Source organism: Pseudoalteromonas sp. CO342X, from assembly GCF_004208915.1.
Classification (GTDB): Bacteria; Pseudomonadota; Gammaproteobacteria; order Enterobacterales; family Alteromonadaceae; genus Pseudoalteromonas; species Pseudoalteromonas maricaloris.
Window position 1 is genome coordinate 33,194 of sequence record NZ_SGPH01000043.1, and the last position, 17,952, is coordinate 51,145.

At 43.7% G+C, this 17,952-nt stretch carries 11 protein-coding genes; 6 read left to right on the plus strand and 5 right to left on the minus strand.

All coding sequences use genetic code 11. The annotated features are described in order from the left end of the window. Positions 1–42 precede the first annotated feature (42 nt). Together EXT47_RS23180 and EXT47_RS23185 are read right to left on the minus strand one after the other, a co-directional pair. Positions 43–7,203: an Ig-like domain-containing protein gene (locus tag EXT47_RS23180; RefSeq protein ID WP_130127705.1), complete on the minus strand. Its 7,161-nt coding sequence runs from the start codon at positions 7,201–7,203 to the stop codon at positions 43–45. A 394-nt stretch (positions 7,204–7,597) separates the two neighbouring features. Further along, complete coding sequence (locus EXT47_RS23185) at positions 7,598–8,557, minus strand: MBL fold metallo-hydrolase (protein ID WP_130127706.1); 960 nt, start codon at positions 8,555–8,557, stop codon at positions 7,598–7,600. Between the two features lie 265 nt (positions 8,558–8,822). Here EXT47_RS23185 and EXT47_RS23190 point away from each other — a divergent pair, with 265 nt between their 5' ends. From EXT47_RS23190 to EXT47_RS23215, 6 genes are all read left to right on the plus strand, one after another. Next, positions 8,823–10,826 carry an alpha-amylase family protein gene (locus EXT47_RS23190; protein ID WP_130127707.1) on the plus strand — a complete coding sequence of 668 codons (2,004 nt, stop codon included), beginning with the start codon at positions 8,823–8,825 and terminating at the stop codon, positions 10,824–10,826. A gap of 179 nt (positions 10,827–11,005) precedes the next feature. Next, entirely contained in the window at positions 11,006–11,560 is a 555-nt protein-coding gene (locus tag EXT47_RS23195; RefSeq protein ID WP_130127727.1) for a type 1 glutamine amidotransferase domain-containing protein, read from the plus strand. A 62-nt stretch (positions 11,561–11,622) separates the two neighbouring features. Next, positions 11,623–12,087, plus strand: a complete 465-nt coding sequence (locus tag EXT47_RS23200; RefSeq protein ID WP_039491276.1) for a pyridoxamine 5'-phosphate oxidase family protein — start codon at positions 11,623–11,625, stop codon at positions 12,085–12,087. A 216-nt stretch (positions 12,088–12,303) separates the two neighbouring features. Further along, positions 12,304–13,161, plus strand: coding sequence for a mechanosensitive ion channel domain-containing protein (locus EXT47_RS23205; protein ID WP_039491274.1), 858 nt, complete (start codon positions 12,304–12,306; stop codon positions 13,159–13,161). A 10-nt stretch (positions 13,162–13,171) separates the two neighbouring features. Continuing rightward, the gene (locus EXT47_RS23210; RefSeq protein WP_069020488.1) at positions 13,172–13,993 is read left to right on the plus strand and encodes a CBS domain-containing protein; all 822 of its coding nucleotides are present in this window, start codon (positions 13,172–13,174) and stop codon (positions 13,991–13,993) included. A gap of 3 nt (positions 13,994–13,996) precedes the next feature. Continuing rightward, positions 13,997–15,331 (plus strand): magnesium transporter, encoded by a 1,335-nt coding sequence (locus EXT47_RS23215; protein ID WP_130127708.1) that lies wholly within the window; start codon positions 13,997–13,999, stop codon positions 15,329–15,331. A 57-nt stretch (positions 15,332–15,388) separates the two neighbouring features. On the opposite strand, the gene EXT47_RS23220 is transcribed toward EXT47_RS23215, so the two are convergent. The 3 genes from EXT47_RS23220 to EXT47_RS23230 form a co-directional block, all read right to left on the minus strand. Then, positions 15,389–15,601, minus strand: a complete 213-nt coding sequence (locus tag EXT47_RS23220; protein ID WP_010369631.1) for a cold-shock protein — start codon at positions 15,599–15,601, stop codon at positions 15,389–15,391. Between the two features lie 359 nt (positions 15,602–15,960). Next, entirely contained in the window at positions 15,961–16,821 is an 861-nt protein-coding gene (locus tag EXT47_RS23225; protein ID WP_130127709.1) for an MBL fold metallo-hydrolase, read from the minus strand. A gap of 76 nt (positions 16,822–16,897) precedes the next feature. Next, positions 16,898–17,695 carry an ABC transporter substrate-binding protein gene (locus tag EXT47_RS23230; RefSeq protein WP_039491269.1) on the minus strand — a complete coding sequence of 266 codons (798 nt, stop codon included), beginning with the start codon at positions 17,693–17,695 and terminating at the stop codon, positions 16,898–16,900. Between the last annotated feature and the right edge of the window lie 257 nt (positions 17,696–17,952).

A 17,952-nucleotide genomic window follows, 5' to 3' on the forward strand; every position in this document is an offset into this window, starting at 1 on the left:
TTCATCACCCCTTATCGTGAGGTTGTTAACCTGTTAAGGTGGTTAACGCGTAGTAGCTTGCCAACGGCGAACTACAGCAAGTGCTAGACTGGCCCAAATCAACCATAATGGCATACTACCTCCATCACTCTTGTTCGTGACGGTATCGGTAGGTGCTTTGTTGACAGTAATACTCACACTACCTTGGACACTTGCCTCACCATCTGTGATCGTGTAGGTAACGGTTTCACTGCCAACAAACCCAGCATTTGACTGATAGGTTATGCTGTAATCAGCATTAACTGCGACACTACCGTGCTGTGCCGTTGCTTCAGTTACTTGCAGCGTATCGCCATCACTATCACTGTCGTTTGCTAGCACATTAATGGTGACAGGTTTACCGGATGTAACGGTTGCCATGTCAGACATTGCTACAGGCGCTGTATTGGCAATTACAGTAATTGCTACAGCAGCACCTGCTGTTCCGCCATTACCATCAGTTATGGCGTAATTCAGAGTATCAACTCCGACGTAGCCTGCGTTTGGTGTGTAGTACAGGGTATTATCAGAATTGATCTGCACTTCGCCAAAATTGGCGGAAGCATTGGCTACCGTGAGCATATCTCCATCAGCATCAGTGTCATTCGCTAAAACGTCAATAGTAATATTGGTGTTCCACTTCATACTAATTGTATCGTCTAGGGCTACAGGCATCTGATTATTCGAGAGTAGTACACCCACACCACCTGGGTCTACGATACTGCCATTTGCTTCTCCATCGTCATCATTGATACCCCCATCTTCTATCTGAAGTTGCACACACCAATGTCCTTCAGTCAGTCCTGGTGACCAATTTTCATCTCCTGGAGGAGGACAAATGCCAGGTTCACCTTCTGCACTAAAGACAAGGTTATTTGCGTCTTCCACAAAGTTCACCCAAAGGCCTGATGACGCTTTAAACTTACGATAAACGGCATCTCTTGGGATAGGTAAGCGTTGTGGCATCACTAGTTGATACACTTGACCTGCTTTAGGTAATCCATAAGCGATAAAGTCAAACAAGCCGCCAGTGATTTGTGCGTCATCATCGCTGCCCAGTTGTGAGTTACCCTCGTCATCTGTCATGAGTAGCCCACCAGTTTCACCGCTCGCGGTAAACTCGCCCTTACGTAAACAGACTCCAGGGTTACCTTCAACTAAGAAGCCATCCTGTGTAACCACTTCTTGAGGCATAACATTACACTCGGTGATTGCATCTTGGAAATCAGGGATCCCGTCACCGTCGTCATCGGCATAACCTTCTTGGCTGTCAGGGATGAGATCGCCATCGGTATCTTCCGTATCAGATAATTGCTGCAATGATTGGGTCACTTGGATAAATACGCTATCACTATCTTGTGCACTACTAGAGTCTGTTGCTGTGTGTGTCACCTTGTAAGTGCCTGGTTGTAGATCCTGCGGGTTAAAGCTCAGTTGTAGTGTATCTTCCGTATATTGATCGGAAGTCATGCCCGTTACTTTCCATGTGCTCGTCACAGTATCACCAACATTTGGATCACTTACCGTTGCAACGACAGATACAGTTCCTTCATCTTGGCTAACGGTTAACCGGTTTTGGTCGTTCTGAGTGACAACTAGCGAGACCTCAGGCGCAATATTTTGTTCACTCACAGTAATAGTGGTTTCACGTTTTGCACCAAGGTTAACACCGTTATTCAGGCTGACCGTGATCGTCTCATCACCCTCAAACTCCCCATCTGCAACAGTTTGAATTGAAATATTGGCTTTTGTACCTGAGCTTATCGTTACCGAGCCACTATTCAAGTCATGATCCACACCAGATATTGCGCTACCTGTTACGGTATAATCGACTGTTACTGGATATTGTGGAGCAGGGCCATTTAGAAGCACTTGAATATCTATCCTAGTGCCTTCAGCAATGGTTTTATCTTTACTCAACGACACTAGCGGATTAACTCTCAACAGCTGTTGATCGGTTCCTAAATTACCGTTTGCATCTGTTGCTTGCCAGTAGACGTTATGTACTCCCGGTGCAAAAATGGTTTTACCTTCTGTTAGCGTAACAGGTAAAGGCTCACCGCTGCTATTGAGTGCTGTCGCAGTACCCAAGTTCACTTTGGTGAATAGGCCCGTAGCATTAACTTCTAGATCGGCTGGGGCGGTGACAACAGGAGGTTCACCATTGACTGCACCACTTATTTCTAACAGCACACTCGCTTTAGCTCGACCACCATGACCATCACGAATTGCGTAATTCAGAGTAACAGCGCCTGCGAAGTTACTTGGCGCAGTGTACTGTAGTGCATTGTCGACTACGCTTGCGCTGCCTAAACTTGCCTTGACGCCTTCAATAATAAGGGTATCACCATCAACATCGGTATCATTGGCTAACACATTCAGGGTGAACGTATTGTTGGCACTACCATCAAGTTGGAAGTTATCGTTATTGGCAATAGGCAAATCATTTACAGCTGTGATAGTTAATGTAACGGTATAGCTATCACTTTGTAGCTCTCCATCGCTCACTGAATACGTAAAGCTATCGTCCCCATTGAAGTCGGCTTCTGGTTGATATACCCAGCCTGTACCACTGCTGGTTAATGAACCATTTGTCGGCTGACTACCAATTGTCAGCGTTAAGGTATCATCTTCAGCATCTTGTAACGTCGGCAGAATAGTTAAAGAGGTATCTTCCTTAACGCTGAGCGAGAGGTTCTCACCCGTTGGCGCTGTGTTTTCAGCAACCACTTCAAGGTTAAATGCTGGTAGGTTCGCATCGTCAGTGCCATCACTGACACTGATTTGAATACCGCTAGTCGTACCAATATCTGTCTCTGATGGTGTACCAGATAGTTCGCCGGTCGATGCTGAGAATGATGCCCAGCTTGGCTTATTCGTGATCGTAAAGTTTAGCGTGTCCTCATCTTCATCTGTTGCAGCGGGTATAAAACTATAGTTTTCTCCCACAGTGACTTTCACGCCGGGTGTACCACTGATAGTTGGCAAGCGATTGATGTTGACCACGCTTAGTGTGAAGTTAAGGTTTGCGCTTTCATTACCATCACTGACATTGATTGTGATGTTGTATTGCTCACCACCATCATTAAAGGTAGGAGTACCAGTTAGTGTACCCGTTGTACTACTGAATGTTGACCAATCAGGTGCATTGGTAATGCTGAAGGTAAGATTATCATTATCCTCATCGGAAGCACTTGGGGTAAAGCTATAAACTACTCCTTCATTTACCGTAGAAGCAGGTGTTCCACTTATTGTGGGAGCTCGATTCACATCGTTTACGGTGATAGAAAAAGTCAGGCTTTGAGTCGCACTACCATCACTTACCGTGATGACAATATCACTGTAAGTACCTGACTGATTGAAGTCGGGAATTCCCGTTAGTGCTCCAGTCGTCGAGCTAAATGATGCCCAACCTGGCTGATTGGCAATAGAGAAGCTTAGGTTGTCATTATCGGAGTCACTTGCGGTTGGTATGAAATTATAAACATTGCCTTCAAGTACCGAAGTAGACGGTGTGCCACTGATAGATGGTGCCCGATTTACATTTACAACACTAATATTTAAGCTTAGCGTTTGTGTTGCGCTACCATCGCTGACTGTAACTACAATACCGTTGTAGTCACCAGCATCAGTAAAACTTGGTGTTCCGCTCAAGGCTCCCGTGCTGGTACTGAAGGTAGCCCAACTTGGTTTATTGGTGATACTGAAAGTAAGTGTATCTCCGTCAGGATCAGAGGCCGTTGGAGTAAAGCTATAACTGCTATTTTCATCAACACTAGTCGCTGGTGTTCCACTAATACTTGGTGTGCGGTTCACATTGACGACAGTAATATCAAAATTTAAGGTATCGCTGGCTGTGCCATCACTCACTGTAATAACAATGCCGTTGTATGCACCTGCATCGGTATAACTAGGTGTTCCCGTTAAGCTACCAGTTGAGGTACTAAAGGTTGCCCAGCTTGGTTTATTGGTGATGCTAAATGTTAAGGTGTCGTTATCTTCGTCAGTCGCGGTAGGTGTAAAGTTATATGCAACATTTTCGTTAACGGTCGCCGTTGGGGTACCGCTGATAACCGGTGCTTTATTTAGTACAACAGCAAAACTAAAGGTTTGATTGGTAATAGCGGTAATACCGTCTTCCAAGCCATCCTCTAATGAAAAGACAAAACTATCACTCGCATTTTGAGAGTCGTCGTGGGTATAAAAGAGATTACCACTCTCAATATCAGCTTGTGTGAATGTACCATTGCTGCTGAGTGCTTCACCGCTGTCTAAGCTGTCATTACTGTTGGCATCTACAAAGAGGCTTCCGTGGCTTGGTAAGGTAGTTACCGTATACGTCAAACCTGTACCGCTATCATCCACATCGCTTGCAGACAGAGCAGAATTCGTGATGTTTATCGTTGTGCCTACATCAAGCGTTAAACCTGTATTCGTTGCGACAACGGGCGCATCATTAACGTTTGTAACCGTAATGGTGAAGCATTGCTCGCTGGTCTCAGTACCATCGGAAACAATTAAACAAATATAGTGATCGCCAACATCGTCGTTGGTCGGTGTACCTGTTAAGGTCGTTTCAGCAGGTGATATCTTTCGAATACGATGGTTACCTGTATCTGCAACGTACACAACGTCATTACTGTCAACCGCAATACCATAGGGTTGACTAAAGCGTGCCACACTTACTAGGCCATCGGTATTTCCTGAAGCCCCTGCGCTTCCTGCATAGGTTGTTACCACTCCAGTACTGGTGATTTTACGAATGGTGTGTGCAGCTTGCTCGGTTACATAAAGGTTATCTGCGCTATCTGCGGCCACATCATAAGGTTTATTAAAGCTTGCTTGCGTTCCTGTACCGTTTGTTGAGCCTGCAGAGCCTGTGCCTGCAAAAGTGGTTACAACGCTTGCCGAAGTTATTTTACGAATAGCGTGATTGTTGCGGTCAGCAATAAATAGGTCGTTATTGCTATTGCTACCACCATTATAAGGGAAGTTAAATGTTGCAGATGTTCCTGTTGCGTCCGTAAATCCCGACGAATTTTTACTACCTGCAAATGTGGTTACGACGCCTGCAGGTGTAATTTTACGAACAATATGAGGGTTTGTCTCTACGACATAAAGATTCCCGTTGCTGTCAATAGTAATCCCAGTTGGTGCTGCGAAGGTTGCAGCTGTACCCGTTCCATCATCGCTACCGTAGGTGCCGCTACCAGCAAAGGTCGTTACTACACCTGCTGGCGTAACTTTACGAATAGTATTGTTAGAAGAATCTGCAACGTAAACATTACCAGATGAATCTAGCGTAACGGCTTTGGGGAAGTTAAACGAAGCTGCGCTTCCTGTTCCGTCGTCAGAGCCTGCACTTCCAGAACCAGCTAGTGTCGTTACTACCCCTTCAGGGGTTATTTTACGAATAACATGGTTACCATAGTCAGCGACGTACACGTTACCGTTACTGTCGGTTACCACGTCATACGGCGATTTAAACGAGGCGGCAGTGCCTGTACCATCTGCATAGCCCGAACTTTGACCTGCAAGGGTCGACACCGTTGCCTCTGTGCTTGTGTTTAAGCTTAACCAGCTAGGAAGCGGAGTGCTAGCTGAGACGGAAACGGTGACCGCGTCTTTGTCTGGGTCGCTGGTTGTCACTGAATATTTGTATACTGAATCCTCAGTTGATGCAGTGACCGCTGTAGAAGTAAACGTTGGCTTATCGTTGACTGCCGTGACATTTACGGTACTAGTTGCAGCGTTACCATCAACGGTGCCGTCATTCGGTGTGACCGTAAGCGTCATCGCCGTTGTAGCGTCTGCTGCTGTGGTAATGTTGAGTTTAGTCGTCACATCGAGGTAGGTATTAAGCGCAGCTGCTGACCCACTTAGTGTCATACTTGCGGTACCACTTCCCGCCACTGTGACGCTGCTCACGGTACCATTGCCATCGGTGCTTGCGATGGTGCCGCTGTCTAGCGCTAAGGTGACTGTTAAGTTGTCATCTTCTCCATCAGCTAACGTTACTGCAGAGAGATCAATCGTTGTCGCGACATCTTCTGTCACAGTAAAACTTGTTGGTAAATTGCTAATTGTAGGAGCTGTGTTGGAGATATTAGCGTCTAGATAGGCTGACTCATGCCATGCAACACAGATAAAGTTGATAGCGTTATTACAGGGAATACTGCCGATTAACGCGTACCAGCTGCCATTTTGATTGACTATTCCTTTGACGCTACTTGAGGATGAAGTGCCTCCTGAGCAGTTGCTTGCGGTACTTAGAGTGCCATTGGATTCTGAAAAGCTCCAAAAGTATTTTACGTTTCCGGAATTTTCTAGTATGTCGGACGGGGTGCTGAACACATTACTATTAAGAGCGCTAAGTGTGCCGTTGACAAAGTCATCCCAGTTAGTGTCAGCAAGCTTAACGCCCCCGCTATTATAGACATTGACATTAGGCATACTGTAATTGGTGTCAAGGCTGGCGATATCATCCGATGCAGTGAATGACATAACCGCGTGTGCCTTCACAGGTCCATTACTTACAGCGGTTGTTGCCGAGCTATCAATTTTATTGTTTAAGCGGCTATGCTTACGTATGAATTTACTTTTGCACATTGCATCTGCATTCGCTCTGGCTTCTACTGCAGTTGCACCAAAGTTACCGTTGCTCAATTCGCTTGTTTGGTCGGCGTAGTCAAATACCATGAGTTTATCTGAAGCAGGCAACGTTGTGCCGTTACTAACATAGTAGGCCTCAAACACTTCAGGCTTAATACGGTTACTCGCCGGTAACAATGAGACAACACCATTGTAGCTGGCAAGGTCGCCTCCAGAGAGCGTAACATGGTAAATCGAGCTGTTACCCGAGTCGACGGTGACTTGTGTGACTGATGCGGTTGTTTTACTACCTGTGTCAACAGTTGTGTTGTTGTCGGCGTCTTGTTTATCTTCATCGCCTAGAATCGTAAAGTCACTGGCAGTTGGTGCAACGGTATGTGCATTAACAAACGTGACTTTAAAGACCAGTTCATCAGCATTTGTCACTTCATCTGATGGCGTGAGTCGTTCGACTTTCTTCCAATTTTCGAGTGCAAATGCGGATGAGGTTAAGGCGAAAAATATACTGCCAGCTATGCAGCTGTTAGAGATAATCTTACGAACACGGCTTAAAAGTGAGCGCTGTGTAATCATAGTGACCCCTGAGTGTTTCAGTTACTAGGTTGATAACGTTGATAGAACTGTTTTGGGTGACATCTCTGTGGATTGATTTAACAAAGATGTCATTTGAGTGTAGTTGATGTTTTGAAGCCTAGTATCGACAGTTATTAAAAACCGTCACCTAAAACAGGGACTTATAGAATTATTGTTTTTATTTTTGCAATTGTCTTTTTCGTAAAAAGTTTAATAGAACGCATTTTTTAACAAGATTTCCAATGTGATTTGATAAAATAAAGTTATTAATTGGTCGGGTTTAATATCGTTCGTTTTGTTAATGTCAATTATTGGATTGGCATTCATTTTTGACTAGAGGAGGCTGGCTGTGTTGTTACTTTCAAAGCTACATCAACTTCCTCTGTTGTTATATTTATGTTATTGGAGAAAACTGAAGCCGCTGTTTATCAATCATCATTTCCAATAGGTACGAAATACTGGTATTAAAATCTTGATACGCTTTACCGAACTTTGTACGCAATGTAGCTTGTAATGATTCTTGTATCTTTGCTGGCGTTGTACCTTTTGCTAGTGCTTCATGTACTGCACTCCAGGCAAAAGTTAAAAATTGAATATCTCTAGAAACTGATTTCACCGAGGTATTTTCCCCGTGTCCGGTTAGTACGAGGAGAGGGCTTAATTGCTCCACTTCTTTGAGTACCGAAATGAGCTGGGTAATGTTACCTCTAGGTGTCATGATGGGCATAAAGGTGGAGTTTACTACGTCACCTCCAATTAGAATGCGCTGTTTGGGTAGCCAAAGCATAACGTCACCTGGCGAATGGCCATCGTTGGCGAATACAAATTCAACTTCAGTATCACCAAAAGTACGGGTTTGTTGATGTAAAATGATTGAGGTAGGGATGACGAGTGTGCTCTCACCAGTTGCGCCTTTAGTCATATTAAAAAACGCCTTAACATCAACCGGTCCATCGCTTTTCATCGTCTCAGCGGACAAATAGGTGGAGATAAGCTCTGCACCGAGCTTTGCAAAAGCGGCATTGCCAAGCCAATGATCGGCATGGCTATGAGAGTTGACTACCCAGCGAATTGGCTGTTCAGTTACACGTTTAACTGCTGCGATAATAGCGTTACCAATGTGCTCGGATGAACCAGAATCGAACACTAACACACCTTGAGTCGTAATAATAAAATGACTGTTTGAATTCCACCCATTATTCTCAGCTGTTGGTCTGCCATAAAAAGGAGAGATTACACTATAGATATTCTTTGAGACCGAAACGGCTTCTAACTCAAGTGATTGAGATTGTGCACTGACGTGAGCACAGAAGAGCCCAAAAATCATGAGCCCTGATTTGATTCGATTTAGCATCGTTTATCCATATTGTTATTATTTATATCAGTACTTGAAGCTGTCTACTTCAAAGACCAATTGAAACTAACATTTTCTCTAAAATGAGTTCAAGCGCGTACGCTACTTAAAGTGTAAGCAAGCGTGTCGCCTTATTAACTTGCTTTTTAAAGCCTCAAATCATCGTTCAGCAGTCAATCATCGATGATCTTATGCATACGTATTCAATAGATTGTTTAGCTAGGAATTCTATATTGTTAATCTTATGTGAATAAGAGGCGCAATAATGAAAAATATAAAACTAAACCAAATTGCAGCGGGAGTGTTGTTAACATCCAGTTGCGTTACACCAGCACATGCCGCTGAAGGCGACCCAACAACATTCGTTCATTTATTCGAATGGTCTTGGCCAGATGTTGCTACGGAATGTGAAACGTTTTTGGGGCCAAATGGCTATGCGGCAGTGCAAGTATCACCACCCAATGAGCATATTACAGGGGATCAATGGTGGACTCGTTATCAGCCAGTCAGTTATGAGATTGCGAGTCGTAGTGGCAGTCGAGCCGAATTTGCCGATATGGTCGCGAGGTGTAAATCTGCCGGAGTAGATATCTATGTTGATGCCGTTATAAACCACATGGCCCATGGCAGCGGGACCGGAGTTGCGGGTAACACTTTTGGTAACAAACAATATCCTATCTATAGTCCACAAGATTTTCATGAAACCTGTGCAATAAACCCTGAAGACTACGGTAATAATGCATGGCGAGTACAGCACTGCGAACTCGTAGGGCTTCATGATTTAGACACCGATGCGAGCTACGTACAAAATACCCTAGCGGGCTTTTTGAACGATTTACAGTCTCTGGGCGTGGCAGGGTTTAGGTTAGATGCAAGCAAGCACATGCCTGCAAGTGATATTGGCGATGTGTTAGCCAAGTTAAATCAACCAGCGGTCGTTTTCCAAGAGGTGATTGATCAAGGAGGCGAGGCGGTTTCTGCTTCTGAATATCATCAAAATGGTTTAGTCACTGAGTTTAAATACAGCATTAAACTGAGCGAGACATTTAAGCAAGGCAAGTTGGCTTGGTTAAAAAGCTTTGGCGAAGCTTGGGGTATGATGCCAAGTTATAAAGCCGTGGTATTTACAGACAACCATGACAACCAACGCGGCCATGGTGGAGCAGGGTCCATCGTTACCTTTCATGATGGTAAACTGTATGATTTAGAGAATGTATTTATGCTGGCATATCCTTATGGTTATCCTAAAGTGATGTCGAGCTACGAATTTAATGGCGACACCGATGCTGGTGGCCCTTCGGTGCCTGTTCATCAAAATGGTGACCTCAATTGCACCAGTCAATTATGGCAGTGTGAGCATCGTCGCCCAATGATTGCAGGTGCAATGCAGTTTAGAAATCATACTAATGGCAATTGGACGGTGGCAAATTGGTGGGACAATGGTAATAACCAAATTGCATTTTCTCGAGGTGATTTAGGCTTTGTCGCCATTAACCGCGAATCTTCTAGTATGGTCCAAAGCCTGCAAACGGGGCTTTCTGCCGGAACCTATTGTGATGTGCTAAGTGGAGGTATCGGCCAAGAAAACTGCGCGGGTAGAAGCATCGAAGTTGATACCAATGGTTACGCACAAATTAATTTAGCTGCTATGGATGCCTTAGCCATTCATCATCAAAGTAAACTGGCAACACCACCAGAGATTGGTGATTGGCAACGCACATTAGTTTTTATTAAAGCCGAAACTCAATCTGGTCAGGATATGTTCGTTCGAGGTGGTCTTGATCATGTCGCAGCATTGCAGCGCGGGATTGATTGCGGCGCCGATCCTAATCTTTGCTCTTTACCTATCAAACATTTGAACATGCGAAACATGACAACTTCGGCTTGGAAAGAGGCTGATACCAGATTGGATTGGCTAGCGGTTGAAACCGGGCAGTCTAGTGATGCCCAAGGGAGTCCGCTGGATTGGACAACCAATATTTGGCCAGCTAACTGGGGCGCGGAAAAACGTTACGACAGCGATGGTTTTGGCGTCATGTCACTCAACCAATGGGGAGCACATTACTGGTTGCTGGAAGTAGAAATGGACTGTAGCAAAACATTCAACGGTTGGTTTGAAGTAAAAGCATTCGTTAAAAATGGTCAAGGTTGGGAAGGGGATATTAACCAACAAGACACGCCATATATGAGCAATAATCACTTTGCTCAATGCGGAAAGTTGAACGTGTTTGAGTTTGGCACAAACTCAGCCTCTATCTCTTCATTATAGTAAAGATGGACTAGGGCTAACCTAGTCCAGATTTACACTCCTCAGTTCTGTAAAGATTACACCCAATCAATACACTAATCTTTAATATTTATATATTTCATAAGGTTATATGATGGTATTGATTCTGCATAAGTATCCGCATCTACCTCTACATCAGCAACGTATTGAAGGAGAGAATGATGACGGAGTCAGACAATATTTCAGTCGCGATCTTAGCCACTGATGGATTCGAACAAAGTGAGCTGATTAAACCTAAGCAGGCGCTTGAAAGCGCTGGATTTAATGTTGATGTCATTTCATTAAACAAGGGTGATATTACCGCTTGGAATGAAGACCGTTGGGGTGAGAAAGTCGCCGTTGATATAACCCTGGATGAAGCCATACCCAGTAAATATGCGGGGCTCGTTTTACCAGGCGGGTTGTTTAACCCTGATAAACTAAGGCAAGAAAAATCTGCGGTTAAATTTATTCAGGCCTTTTCACAGTTTGGTAATAAACGCCCAATCGCTGCGATATGCCATGGCCCTTGGCTGTTAATCGAAGCGCAGCTGGTGGAGGGAAAAACGCTTACCTCTTTCCCAAGTATCAAAACCGATCTTAAAAATGCAGGCGCAGACTGGATTGACCTTAAAGTTGCAGTAGACGACAACTTGATCACAAGTCGTAATCCAAATGATCTTGACGCTTTTAATAAAGCAATCATCGAGGCTTTGCAGCAAGATACTATCAATTAATTGAAAGAGTGGGTTTGTGCCGTTTCAAGCAGACGCGAATTGGTATAAATAAGGAGAAGATAATGTCAGACATAAAGAAAACTTTTTGGGAAGCGCTAGATAGCAGCCCCAATGTGATGATTGGTTTGAGTGATGACAATAATCACCATGAGCCAATGCGAGCACAGTTGGATAAAGACGCCAACGGCGAGTTTTGGTTTTTTACCAGTAAAACAAATCGTATTGCTAAGTGTGGCAAAGCAACAGCACAATTTTCCAGTAAAGGGCACAATGTATTTGCTTGTATTCGCGGACACTTAATTGAAGAAACACGACAAGACGTACTTGATGCTCATTGGTCAAGACAGGCCGAGAGCTGGTTTGAAAAGGGTAAAGATGACCCCGAGCTTATCATGCTCCGTTTTGAACTGGATGATGCTGAAATTTGGCATGTTAGCCCCGACTTGAGCGGCTTATTAAAACTAGCCGTGGGCAAAAATGTAGAACCGGAAGAGATGGGTGAGCGAGAAACGGTCCAGTTTAGATAATCACATTACTCAATTTGAAGCAGTCACTAGGGCGCAAAGACGGTACTTGTTTTTGCGCCTTCATTGCTTCCACTCACGTGAAAATGTTCCCAAATGTATTGTTAGTAGTTTAAATATTTAGGACTTAGGGGAATTCTCTGGACAACGGCTAACACTGTGATAACAATAAATGTATTGATTTTAAAGTGAGCTGTTTCAGTGAATTCAGGAGTTTACATGGCCACCGAGGATACCTTTGATAATTGGCAACACGCCTTATCTGCCAGTTATGAGCAATTAATTAATCAATTTGTTACTCACACGCCGCAACTATTGGGCGCGGCACTCATGCTGCTTGTCGGTTGGGTGGTGGCTTGGCTATTGAGCAAACTGACTATTTCGTTATTTAAGCTTTGCAATCGTGCATTGGCGGGTTTAAGTCAACGAGTGCAAACCGAACAAACGCTTCAGCTAAATCTAAAACACGCTCGATTAATAGGGAAAACCGTGTTTTGGGTCACGATGATGTTTTTTATCGCAGCAGCCACATCCAGCCTTGGCTTAAACTTCTTCAGTGATTGGATCTCTTCGTTACTTAGTTACCTACCAAACCTCCTCGCTGGGATATTTATTATTGTTGGTGGTTATCTGCTTGGCAATCTGGCCAGTGCCATGGCAAGAGCTGGTGCGCAGTCTGTAGGGTTTGCGCGAGTCGAAGTCGCGGGTAACATAGCCAAGCTCGCGATCCTATTTACCGCAACGGTAATAGGTATTGAGCAATTAGGGATCAATATTCAATTTGTGACCAATATGGTGGTGGTGCTGACAGGCGTACTGTGTGCGGGAGTTGCATTGGCTTTTGGTCTTGGGAGTCGAGAGCTAATCGCAAATACTGTTGCGGCAAAACAAGCGCTGCGTCACTGTCGAATTAACGATCAAATTGAAATTGCAGGCGTTTCAGGCACGCTCACCGAAATCACGGCAACGATGTTAGTGATTGAAACCCAAAAAGGGAGAACCCTAATACCGGCAAGGCAATTTTTAAAGGACTCGGCACATATTACCGCGACACACAGTCATTCAAGTAAGCAGTAGGGAGGGCTCTATGTCAGCGTTAAACCTCAAAATTGCGCAACACTTTTTACAAGAAGAGCCTGCAGGCGCCGCGCGCTTACTTTCTTTGCAAACGCCAGATGTCGCTGCTGAGTTACTAAAAACGTTACCAAATGAAGTTGCTTTAAACGTACTTAAAGTCATGCAGCCTCGCAGTGCAGCGGAAATTCTGATAACGCAAACGGATGTGGATATTGCTAGGTGGCTAGGTAAAATGAAGTTGGCTGATATTGCTGCTATCTTAAGGCATTTACAGGACGAAGAACTTGCTCGTTTTCTTAATCTCATTTCAGTAAGACGACAAACTCTCTGCAAGATGTTAATTAGCTACCCTGATTATACTGTGGGAGCATGGGTAGAAACGGACGTATTAATTCTTGAAGAAACAATGACAGTTGAGGAGTCACTACTGCGCTTAAAAAAGCGTGACTATATCGGGTTTGCGCTAGTTTATGTGGTAAATCAGCATCGCCATGTGGTCGGTCAGTTGTCACTAACTCATTTGCTTCGAAAAGCGCCGCAACAGAAAATTGCAGATTTGATGGATACTCACGTCGTTTCTCTAAGTGGTTATACCGAGTTGCATAGTGCATTGAAATCGCCCGTTTGGGCGCAACAAGATCAGGTTGCAGTTGCCAATCGAAGTGGTGATTTTATTGGGGTATTGCCACATTACAGAGTGAGAAGTGCACTTGGCCGAATGGACGAAACACAAGACAAGCCAAGTGAATCTTTAGATTTATTAGATGCCTATACCAGTTCGTTTGTCAGTATGTTAGATACATTGGTACCAGTTAAGGTCAAGGGGAAATAAGCGATGAGCGTAGCGAAAGGTACATTAGATTCAGCGGTAGAGCAGCTCAGTGATGAGTTTTTAAGTAAGTTTCCGCTCAAAAGTGCGCAGCTCCTTGGCACTTTACCTCCAGACGAAGCCGCGGAATTATTACAACAGCAGGCACAACATATCATTTATCGTTTATGGAAATATTTGCCGCCGGGAGCCGCTGAACAAATTTTCCAGCAATTCCCTGTGGATTATCAAGCACAATTTATCGCGAGCCTAGATAGCCATATTGCGGTCGGGCTTTTGAACAAACAGTCGCAGGAAGCGCAGCAGGTACTACTTGCTAAATTAAAGGAGCAGCATTCAACCATAGCGGATGAACTTAGTGAGTTGCTGGTTTTTCCTGAAAATACCGCTGCGAGAATGATGAACAAAAAGGTTCAAGCGTTTTACTCAGATACAACACTACGAGAAGTACTTGCGCAGCTGAAGCGATTAGACGGTAAAGTGCCAGATGTCATCTATGTGTTAAACGAACAGCAGGATTTAGTGGGCGAAACAACACTCAATATTTTAGTGGGAAGCTCCTCAAGTAAAACCCTAATGCAGGTTGCGACACCGATCCGAGTCACGCTAAATGTAATGGATCATAAAGATCAGGTCGTGGAAGCGTTTGAAGGGCACAAAGTGCGAGCAATTCCGGTACTTGATGCGCAGCAACAGCTAGTTGGGCAGATCCGATTTTTTGACGCCTATCAGTCAACCAAAGAAGATTTAGCGAGTGATATGCAGACCATGGTAGGTGCGAGTAAAGACGAAAAAGCTCTATCAAGTAGCTGGTTTGCAGTAAAGAAACGGCTCCCGTGGTTACAAATTAACTTGTTAACCGCATTTGCAGCCGCAGCCGTCGTGGGGGCATTTGAGGGATTGATTGCTCAAGTTACCGCTTTAGCTATTTTGCTGCCAGTAGCTGCTGGACAGTCGGGTAACGCAGGGGCTCAAGCTTTGGCTGTAACAATGCGAGGCTTAACACTACGAGAAATTTCAACGCGACACTGGTATCAGGTGATGCTAAAAGAAATGATGGTTGGTCTGCTAAATGGCATAGCAATAGCCGTTACTTGTGGCATTGGCGTATATTTGTGGAGTCAATCACTCGGTCTTGCACTTGTTATTGCGCTTGCGATGATATCATCTCTTGTCATTGCGGGAAGCTCAGGCGCCATTGTACCAATTGCATTGAAAAAATTTGGACTCGACCCTGCGCAATCTTCATCAATTGTACTTACGACAATTACAGATATAGCGGGTTTTATGTCATTTTTGGGGATTGCGTTGTTGCTGTCAGATATGTTGCCGAAAGGCTAAGTGAGGAGTGGGAAAATTCGTAGAGCTAGTGCAGGCACTAGCTCTGGGCAATACGTATTAGTTAACTACTACGTTGCTTGCTTGAGGACCTTTCTGGCCTTCTTCAACTGTGAAAGACACTGATTGGCCTTCAGTTAAAGTTTTGAAACCGTCAGAAACGATAGCGCGGAAGTGTACGAATACGTCTTTACCGCCGTTTTCTTGAGTGATGAAACCAAAACCTTTCTCTTCGTTGAACCACTTAACTGTGCCGTTTACTGTGTTAGACATAATTGAAACCTTTTTCAAAAAATTAATTGTGTGGTGAAAATCACCGATAAAGCGATAGATAAAACTTAGCTAGTAACGCATTGGTATATCTATAAACGACTTTTTAAAAAAAAGAGTATCAAGAAAAAACAGTGCAGCAGTAGTAAGTGCTCTAAGTATCTAAAGCCTGCATATAGTATAGCGTTCTTAAGGCGCTGTCCAATGAAGTTTGCAACTTTTTTGTTTAAAAAGTGAGCGGTAATAAGTATTGAGCGGATTTATTGGTGTAACTTTGATTGGGATGGACGAATTTGAAACATGTGTTTTCTTCGCTTTATTATTACCAAACTGTCCATCGCATTCTGTGTTTTCCAGCTTGCTTATTTTAAACTTCGATAGAATAAAGTGGTAACGCGCTCTTCTGGTAGCCAATTAGCATAGTTAAGATTAAGTATCTGTAGTGGGCGAGCGGCTACAACTTCTTCCAAGCTTGTATTATTTTTCATTGCATCTAGCATAATCGTTTTAGCTTTTTGTAATAGTGCCAGATAATCTTGTAAATTTTGTTTATCTGTTACAGGGCCATGGCCTGGTATGACGGTGGTCTTGTCGTCTATTTTCATTATCACATCTTGTATAGCTTTAATTACTCCATCTAAGGAGCCGCCGCTGTCGACATCGACAAAAGGTAAGCTGCCTAAATTAAAATAGATATCGCCCATATGTACGGCATTTGCTCGGTCAAAAAAAATCACTGCGTCGCCATCGGTATGGGCGTGATGATAATGCCACAAGTGAGCATGCTCTTGGTTAAAGTGGAGCTTCATATCACTGCCAAAAGTCAAAGTTGGCAAGTAGTCAGAACCATCACCGTGTTTTTGTTCTAACCGCTTGTATACATTGTGATGCGCGATAACATGGCTGCCTGCTTGTGCGAAATTTTCGTTGCCTCCTGTATGGTCGCCATGATGATGGGTATTAATCACAAACTCAGGTGCGTTGGGTTGGATAGTTTTGATTTTTGCTTTAATTTGTTCGCTGAGTTTAGCGAACTGATCATCGACAATGTAAACGCCATCTGAGCCTGAACTTATCGCAATATTACCGCCTTGCCCAAATAGCACGTGAAGGCCCTTTGCTACCTCTTGCAACTTAAACTCAACGGTATCAGCTTGTGCGTTTGAAGTATTTATCAATCCAAACGCAATGGCAGCGAACGAATTTCTTGCTAATTTAATCATGATCCATCCTTTTTGTTCTATTTTTTGTTTATTTCTATAAAGCAGTGGCTTAAGGAGTTTTATCATGCGTGCAGATTCACTCTTCTGCCGCTGCTGCGTTGTCTATTACCTGCCTCAATGCCGCATCCATCTTTAGGATAAAGTCTTGTTTAAATGGATATTTTTCTTCAAACCCTTTTAAGTACCCAATGTGGGCGGTGCGACGCATTACTATTTTATCTTCAACAATATTACTGGTGCTTAGATTTGGTGTTATCTGCGACATTTTATTGATACCAAGTAAAGTGGAAAGCCGATCATTGACGTAACAATCAATGCGCCCACGTGCGAGCTTTTCGATATTTGAACGTGTGCTTTTGTTTTCCCAAAGTTGAATAAGTCCTTGTTTTTGCGCTTCCATTAGGCTTTCATCTAAGATGATATAACCGGCATTAATGCCAATATTAAGTACTTTTTCTGGTGTTACATGAGGCAAGTTCTTTAACGTTATCCCTTGATTGCAAAAGGCAACCACGACCTCTTCTTGAAGAGGAATTGAATACGGCCAGATATAGGGGCGTTTTTTGATATGAATATAAGGTGGCATTAACGCCATTGCATCACCGGATGCCATAGAGGAAACACCTCGCTTCCAAGGTACCGCTTGCAAATTAACTTGATATTCATGACTCAGCAAACGTGCAGCTTGCTTTACTATATCTACATAGATGCCATAAAGCTCGCCGTTAATTTGATAACTATAAGGCGGGTAAGCATCGTCGACCAAAATGGTTACTTTAATGGGTGCCGAGTATTCAGGTTTATGGGGAGCAGCGCTAGATAAAAGCGGCAGAGAGATACAGTAGCAAATAAAAACAAAGCGAAATAAATTCATTTTTCACTTATGTAACTAGTAGTCATTTTTTAAATATAGCCAACAAATAGCGAGTTTGTTAGGAGGGGGTACTAAACTTATGTTACGAAGAACTTGGGCTATAAATTCCCAGTATTTACGTATTTGATATGCTTCATCAATGCTTAGATTGAAGCACTTAGGTATTGACACTGCTAAAGTATATTTAGATCTTTTTAGGGCAGATGCGTACTAAAGAAAGTCAGTTGAATAGTTAGGCAAGAGCAATCAAAGGAGGC